Source organism: Endozoicomonas atrinae (assembly GCF_001647025.1).
In the GTDB taxonomy this organism is placed as follows: domain Bacteria; phylum Pseudomonadota; class Gammaproteobacteria; order Pseudomonadales; family Endozoicomonadaceae; genus Endozoicomonas; species Endozoicomonas atrinae.
In genome coordinates this window covers 1-5,953 of the sequence record NZ_LUKQ02000291.1, presented here as the reverse complement: position 1 = coordinate 5,953, position 5,953 = coordinate 1, and the positions used below count along the sequence as shown (strand labels likewise).

Below are 5,953 nucleotides of genomic sequence, written 5' to 3'. Positions count from 1 at the left end.
ACCATTCGCACCGGAGTTAAACAGCTCAGAAAGGCTATGGGAGTGGATGCGGGAGCATGACTTATCAAACAAAGCATTTTCAGGTTATGAAAATATTGTAGATTGTTGCTGTGAAGCTTGGAATAACCTTTGCAGCGAAGCTGGTCGACTGTTCAGTCTGTGCTCCCGTGATTGGGCAGTTATACAGTAGTTAGAAAATTCAATTGGTATCAGTTATTCACGAGGTAAAATCACCTTACTTTTATTCACTTTTATAAAGTAGTTCTGATCCCCATTCTGTTTTTTGGTGTTATGATCAGTCTATTTTCGACTTCATAATTGATGGATAGAGAGGTTGTCGGTGGCAGAAAGCATGTCTCTATGGGCTCTGATTGGCAATGCCAGTTGGATTGTATTGCTGGTGTTATTGTTACTGGTGGCGGCATCGGTTGTTTCATGGGTGATGATTATTCAGCGGGGAGTCCTGCTTAGAAATGCACAGCAGGCCATGATTGCTTTTGAGGATCGCTTCTGGTCGGGAATGGATCTGATTCTGCTGTACAAGGAAGTGCAGCAAAATGAACATCCTGACTCAGGGGTGGAACACATCTTTAAAGCTGGCTTTACCGAGTTCACCCGCCTCCGCAACCAGGGTACCGCTGATCCTGACGCGGTTATGGAGGGTACTCAGCGGGCCATGAGGGTGGCCATTTCCAGGGAGCAGGAGCGCCTCGAGGCGAACCTTCCCTTTCTTGCCAGCGTTGGATCTACCTGTCCTTATCTTGGTCTTTTTGGAACCGTTGTCGGGATTATGAACTCTTTCCGGGGGTTGGCTGTTGTTCAGCAGCCAACGCTTGCTTCGGTTGCACCGGGTATTGCCGAGGCTTTGCTGACAACTGCTGTAGGTCTTGTTGCTGCTATCCCGGCGGTTGTGGCCTATAACCGCTATGCTTCAAGGGTTGAAGCCCTTTTGTCCAATTACGAGACATTTGCGGATGAGTTTTCGAGTATCCTTCATCTTAAAGTTTACAGCCGGACATAAAGGGATCTTACCGCAATGTCACCAATGAGAAGTGGGGCAAAGATAAGAAATCGTCGTAAACCCATGTCTGAAATAAACATGGTACCGTTTATCGATATCATGATGGTGCTACTGGTGGCTTTTATGATCAGTGCTCCCATGATGACCCAGGGCGTGAAAGTTGAGCTGCCCAAAACCAGTAGTGACAATATAGCCCTGCCAGAAGACAAAGAGGTCCTGGTCGTCTCGATAAAGGCCGATGGCAGTTATTATATGGACATCGGATCTGACCATGACAAAGCTGTTAATCTTCCTTCCCTGACAGAGAAAGTCAGCAAGGTAGTCAGTGCCAGACCAAACATTCAAGTGTTGATTCAAGGAGACACCAACGTTGCTTATGGATCAGTAGTACAATTAATGGCTGGCCTGCAAAACTCAGGAATCAGTCATGTAGGGCTGGTAACTGATCCGGTGGCTCTGGAAGGGCAGTAAATGAAGAGATGGTTTAATAATGCTTTTCCAGCCTTGTTAACAAGGGTGACAGAAGGTTATGGCTTTGCTATAGCGCTATCTCTGATTCTTCATCTTATCCTGTTTGGTGTGCTTTTAGTAAACTGGAGTGCAGACTCCAATCCTAAAATAACGCCTCCGATGCCAATCAGTGCCGCTCTGGTAGAGTTGCCCAAACCTGCAGCAAAACCTCAAACCGTTAGGAAGCCAGCACAGAGTCAGTTGGAACGAAAGCGCAAAGAGGAAGCAAAAAGGCGGGCGGAAGCAAAAAAAATAGAAGAGGCAAAGCGCAAAAAAGCTGAACAACAGCGAAAAGAGCAGGAGCGGCAGAAAGCCTTGGCTCTCAAGCGTGAAGAGGAAAGAAAGAAGGAAGAGCTTCGTAAGAAAGAAGAAGCTGCCCGGGAGCGTCAGGAGCAGGAGCGACGTCAGCGGGAAAAGGAGCAAAAGCGCAAAGAGCAGCAAGCGCTTGAGCATGCCATGGCAATGGAGCAGCAGGCTCTGGAAGCTGCCCAGCAGCTTGAGCATGACCAGCTTCAGCAGGCAAAATATGCTGCACTGATTAAAAGCCTGACCTCCCAGTATTGGAACAGGCCTCCCAGTGCGCGCAATAACATGGTGGCAGAAATTCGAATCAGTCTTTCCCCTTTTGGTGATGTGCTGGATATTACCATGGTGAAGTCCAGTGGAAATGATGAGTTTGATCGCTCAGTTATTCAGGCTATACGCCGAGCGTCGCCCTTTTCAGAATTGAAGGATCTTGAGCGGCGAATTTTTGATCAATACTTCCGACGAATTACCTTCCGATTCAGGCCCGAGGATCTGGTTAAATGAGGCACTTATTCAAAACCGTTTTACTGTTTTACTGTCTGCTTTGGGGGATTAGTGCTCAGGCAGAACTTGTTATTGAGGTAACTCAGGGAAATGACAAGGCTGTGTCCATGGCGGTTTCGCCCTTCAGCTGGAAAGGGGAGAGAGTGTTGCCAGAAGACCCTGCGGCAATCATTGATAATGATTTGAAACTCAGTGGTCTCTTCAAGGCACTGCCAAGAGCCAGTATGCTCAGCTTCCCGGCCAGTGAATCAGAAGTTTATTATCGTGACTGGAAGGTGCTGGGTGCTTCTTACCTGGTAACGGGGCAGGTGGCTCTTAACGATAATGCTTACACCATGAATTATCAGCTTTATGATGTTATCAGGGGAAAGCGCATTGCGAAGGGAGGATATACCGGAAACAGTGCCCAGCTTCGGGAGATGGCTCACCGCATCAGTGACGCGGTATATGAAAAGATCACAGGTCTGAAGGGCGATTTCTCAACCCGTATTTTATACGTAACAGCCCAGAGGCATGACGCTAAGAGAACGGATTACCAGCTAAATTATGCCGATGCTGATGGTAAGCGTAACAGGAAGGTTTTCAGCTCAACTGAGCCCATTTTATCGCCTAGCTGGTCACCAGACGGAACAAAGGTTACCTATGTGTCCTTTGAGCAGGGGCGTCCTGCGATTTATATGCAGGAACTCGCAACGGGAATCCGCAAGAAACTGACTGGTTTTAAAGGGCTGAATAACTCTCCGGTATGGGCTCCAAATGGTAAATCCATTGCCATGGTGCTTTCCAAGGACGGTAATCCAGATGTTTATATTCTTGATCTGGCAACGAATAAAATCAGTAATGTAACGACTCACTATGCGATAGACACTGAACCAGACTGGATGCCAGATGGTAAGAGTCTCATTTTTACCTCAAATCGAGGTGGGAGTCCCCAGGTCTATCAGCAGGAGATCAGTCGTAAAAATAATGGCGAATTTATTCCAAAAGGTAAGCCCCGTCGTCTAACCTTTGAAGGGCGGTTCAATGCCCGGGCTAAGGTTTTTCCTGATGGTAAGTCCCTTGCTCTGGTGCATAAAGGGCAGGGAGCCGCTGACTTTAACATTGCTGTTCTTGACCTGGATACGGATAGGCTGAGGCTCCTGACGTCATCCAAGCTGGAAGATTCTCCCAGTATTGCTCCGGGTGGCCGAAGACTGATCTATTCTGTTCAAGGTGGCAAAAATGGTGAGCTGGGTATTGTTTCTGCAGATGGGCGTGTGAAGCAGAGGTTGCCTTCTGCTGAGGGTGATGTAAGAGAGCCTGCCTGGGGGCCAAGTATTGGGCTCAGGTAGCGTTAAGGCAGGATGAATCGATATATTGTTCTTTTAAGCTGATTGACGATAGTTGTTTTTGTCCTGCCGATTTTCCGACTTGCTGCTATGCTCGTTTAACCTGCTCTTGTGAATGAACTCCCTAGAGCGTAGTAGCAGGAAGTCAGTGGATTGGCTGATTCAAACAGCCTCAAACTGAAGAAGGGAAGGTAATGACGGAGGTTGTTGGGTGGCCAGGTTGTCCTTTTTCCTACTTTCTACCGGTGTAGCACAGCATGATCGGCAGTCGGCCGTGCTTTTGTTTGCTTTTTTCAATATACCGGGGTGGTTAAAATGACTCCGTCACCCTTTTGCTCCCGTCTTTTTAAACCTGCTTTTTTTTTGGTAGCTCTTTCTCTGAGGAAACCTTATCATCCCTTGGTATTCGGGCTAGTCGGGTGACCTCAGTTCTGATAGTGTACTGCACAAATTTTTGAAATCCCGTAGAGAATGATTGGAGTTGAAAATGCAAATCGCCAATGTTGTTAAAGCAGCTTTTATGGCTGTCGCTGCTATCTGGCTGGCAGGGTGTGCTTCCAAGAAAGAGCCAACTACTGCAGAAACCCAGCCTCCGGTTGTTACTGTTGAGGAAGAGGTGCTGGTTGAAGTTCAGCCAGTTCTGGATCCTGCAGTTCAGGCAGTCATTGATAGTGGCAAGATTGATGAGTCTCCAGAAGAGATTCAGGCGCTCCTGGAGAAGAATACCTACTTCTTCCCATTTGACAGCTCCAAGCTGGGTGATGAAGCATACAAGGCTCTGGATGTGCATGCTGCATACCTGACTTCTGATCTGGGCTACATGAAAAACATCGTCATTCAGGGGCATACTGATGAGCGTGGCACCCGTACTTACAACCTGGCCCTGGGTGAGCGCCGTGCCAAGGCAGTGAAAGATTACCTTGTCGCTAAAGGCGTAGCAGCTAACCGTATAGAAGTGATCAGCTTTGGCTTTGAGAAGCCACTTGATCCTGAACATAATGACACTGCCTGGGCTTTGAATCGTCGTGCGGTAATTGTTACTGAGTAATCAATAATGCCAGTCACATTCCTGATGTTTTCCTTGTGCGGGCGAGCTTTCTGGTAAGTAGCTCGGTGAAAAAAAGGAGTTCAGGATGTGACTGGTATCATTATTTTTTGGGGGATGAATGCGTAGAGGAAAGACTAACCCAAAGCTGGTTTTCAGGGCATTGATGGCTTTTTCAGTGTTGTTTGCTGGTGCTCTGAGTGGAGTTGCAACTGCGGCAGCGCCTGTTGAAGAGTCCAGACCTCTGGGGGGGGCAACTGAATCTCAGACTGTTATCAGTAAGATCTCAGATGAACCTGTTACGATTTCATCCTCATCTGATGCCGATGATGATTACAACGGTACAGCACACCTGCTTAATACGATTGATCAGCTTCGGCAGGAAATGATGGAAATGCGAGGGCAGCTGGAAGAGCATGCCTTTCGCATTGAACAGCTGCAGCAGGAAGGTCGCGATAGGTATCTTGATCTTGATGAGCGTGTTTCCCGGTTAAATGGTCAGGCAGATAAAGCGGCTGCCCCAGCTTCAGTTACTAACTTAAAACCACCGATGGTGAACGCTCCAGTGATTGGGGGGGGCGATAAAAAGGATCAATCGGCTTTAAAAGCTGAGGAAGCAGCTTACCAGTCGGCATTTGGCCTTATTCGGTCCAAACAGTTTGATAAAGCGAAGATAGCTCTCCAGGAGCAGCTGAAAACATACCCTGAAGGCCGTTATGCAGATAATGCTCATTATTGGCTGGGTGAGGTTGATATGGCTCAGGGGCATTATGATGCTGCGAAAGAGTCCTTCCAAGTAATTTTGAATGAGTTTCCAAAAAGCCCAAAAGTTCCGGATGCTAGCTATAAGCTTGGACGAGTTCATGATTTACTTGGAAACCAGAAAGAGGCGAAGAAGCTCCTTGAATTGGTTATTCAGCAATACCCTGATAGTTCTGCAGCCAGACTTTCCGATACTTATTTGAGAACCATGGGCGGCTCTTGATATCAGAGGGCTGGTATAGGTGGGTTACCTGTGCCAGTTGAGCCTGTAAATAATTCTGTGTAAACGCCACCAAAACTATTACTCCTTGAACCGGTCAGGAAACATAATTTCAAACCGGTTCATGGCTGCTTTCCAGTTCCTGATCGGCATGGTCCATTTCTCGGAAGCTTTTTCCATGGCCAGATAGATTACCTTCATGACTGACTCATCAGTCCGAAAAATCTTCCGGTTCTTGATCGCCTTACGAATGACGC

General features: G+C 47.5%; 6 protein-coding genes and 2 pseudogenes. 7 read left to right on the top strand and 1 reads right to left on the bottom strand.

The features are described from left to right. The 7 genes and pseudogenes from AK963_RS35855 to ybgF all read left to right on the top strand — a co-directional run. Window positions 1-190: pseudogene (locus AK963_RS35855) on the top strand (IS630 family transposase); the annotation flags it as partial. Window positions 191-352: 162 nt separating this feature from the next. Then, entirely contained in the window at window positions 353-1,021 is a 669-nt protein-coding gene (gene tolQ / locus AK963_RS24465) for a protein TolQ (RefSeq protein WP_066018007.1), read from the top strand. Window positions 1,022-1,036: 15 nt separating this feature from the next. After that, entirely contained in the window at window positions 1,037-1,492 is a 456-nt protein-coding gene (gene tolR / locus AK963_RS24460; RefSeq protein WP_202969852.1) for a protein TolR, read from the top strand. Further along, window positions 1,493-2,341: a cell envelope integrity protein TolA gene (tolA, locus tag AK963_RS24455; protein WP_066018006.1), complete on the top strand. Its 849-nt coding sequence runs from the start codon at window positions 1,493-1,495 to the stop codon at window positions 2,339-2,341. It begins immediately after the preceding gene. Further along, window positions 2,338-3,672 carry a Tol-Pal system beta propeller repeat protein TolB gene (gene tolB, locus AK963_RS24450; RefSeq protein ID WP_066018005.1) on the top strand — a complete coding sequence of 445 codons (1,335 nt, stop codon included), beginning with the start codon at window positions 2,338-2,340 and terminating at the stop codon, window positions 3,670-3,672. The genes tolA and tolB overlap by 4 nt, the downstream gene beginning before the upstream one ends. Before the next feature lie 484 nt (window positions 3,673-4,156). Continuing rightward, a complete protein-coding gene (locus tag AK963_RS24445; protein ID WP_066018004.1) occupies window positions 4,157-4,717 on the top strand; it encodes an OmpA family protein in 561 nt (186 codons plus the stop codon). A 118-nt stretch (window positions 4,718-4,835) separates the two neighbouring features. After that, entirely contained in the window at window positions 4,836-5,699 is an 864-nt protein-coding gene (ybgF, locus tag AK963_RS24440) for a tol-pal system protein YbgF (protein WP_083232873.1), read from the top strand. Between the two features lie 78 nt (window positions 5,700-5,777). On the opposite strand, the pseudogene AK963_RS32425 reads toward ybgF, so the two are convergent. After that, window positions 5,778-5,953 (bottom strand): annotated as a pseudogene (locus AK963_RS32425) (IS256 family transposase); the annotation flags it as partial.

Bases quoted from the DNA above. Each gene is read 5' to 3' on its own strand.
- tolQ (WP_066018007.1), top strand. From the start codon at position 353: ATGTCTCTATGGGCTCTGATTGGCAATGCCAGTTGGATTGTATTGCTG.
- tolR (WP_202969852.1), top strand. From the start codon at position 1,037: ATGTCACCAATGAGAAGTGGGGCAAAGATAAGAAATCGTCGTAAACCC.
- tolA (WP_066018006.1), top strand. From the start codon at position 1,493: ATGAAGAGATGGTTTAATAATGCTTTTCCAGCCTTGTTAACAAGGGTG.
- tolB (WP_066018005.1), top strand. From the start codon at position 2,338: ATGAGGCACTTATTCAAAACCGTTTTACTGTTTTACTGTCTGCTTTGG.
- AK963_RS24445 (WP_066018004.1), top strand. From the start codon at position 4,157: ATGCAAATCGCCAATGTTGTTAAAGCAGCTTTTATGGCTGTCGCTGCT.
- ybgF (WP_083232873.1), top strand. From the start codon at position 4,836: ATGCGTAGAGGAAAGACTAACCCAAAGCTGGTTTTCAGGGCATTGATG.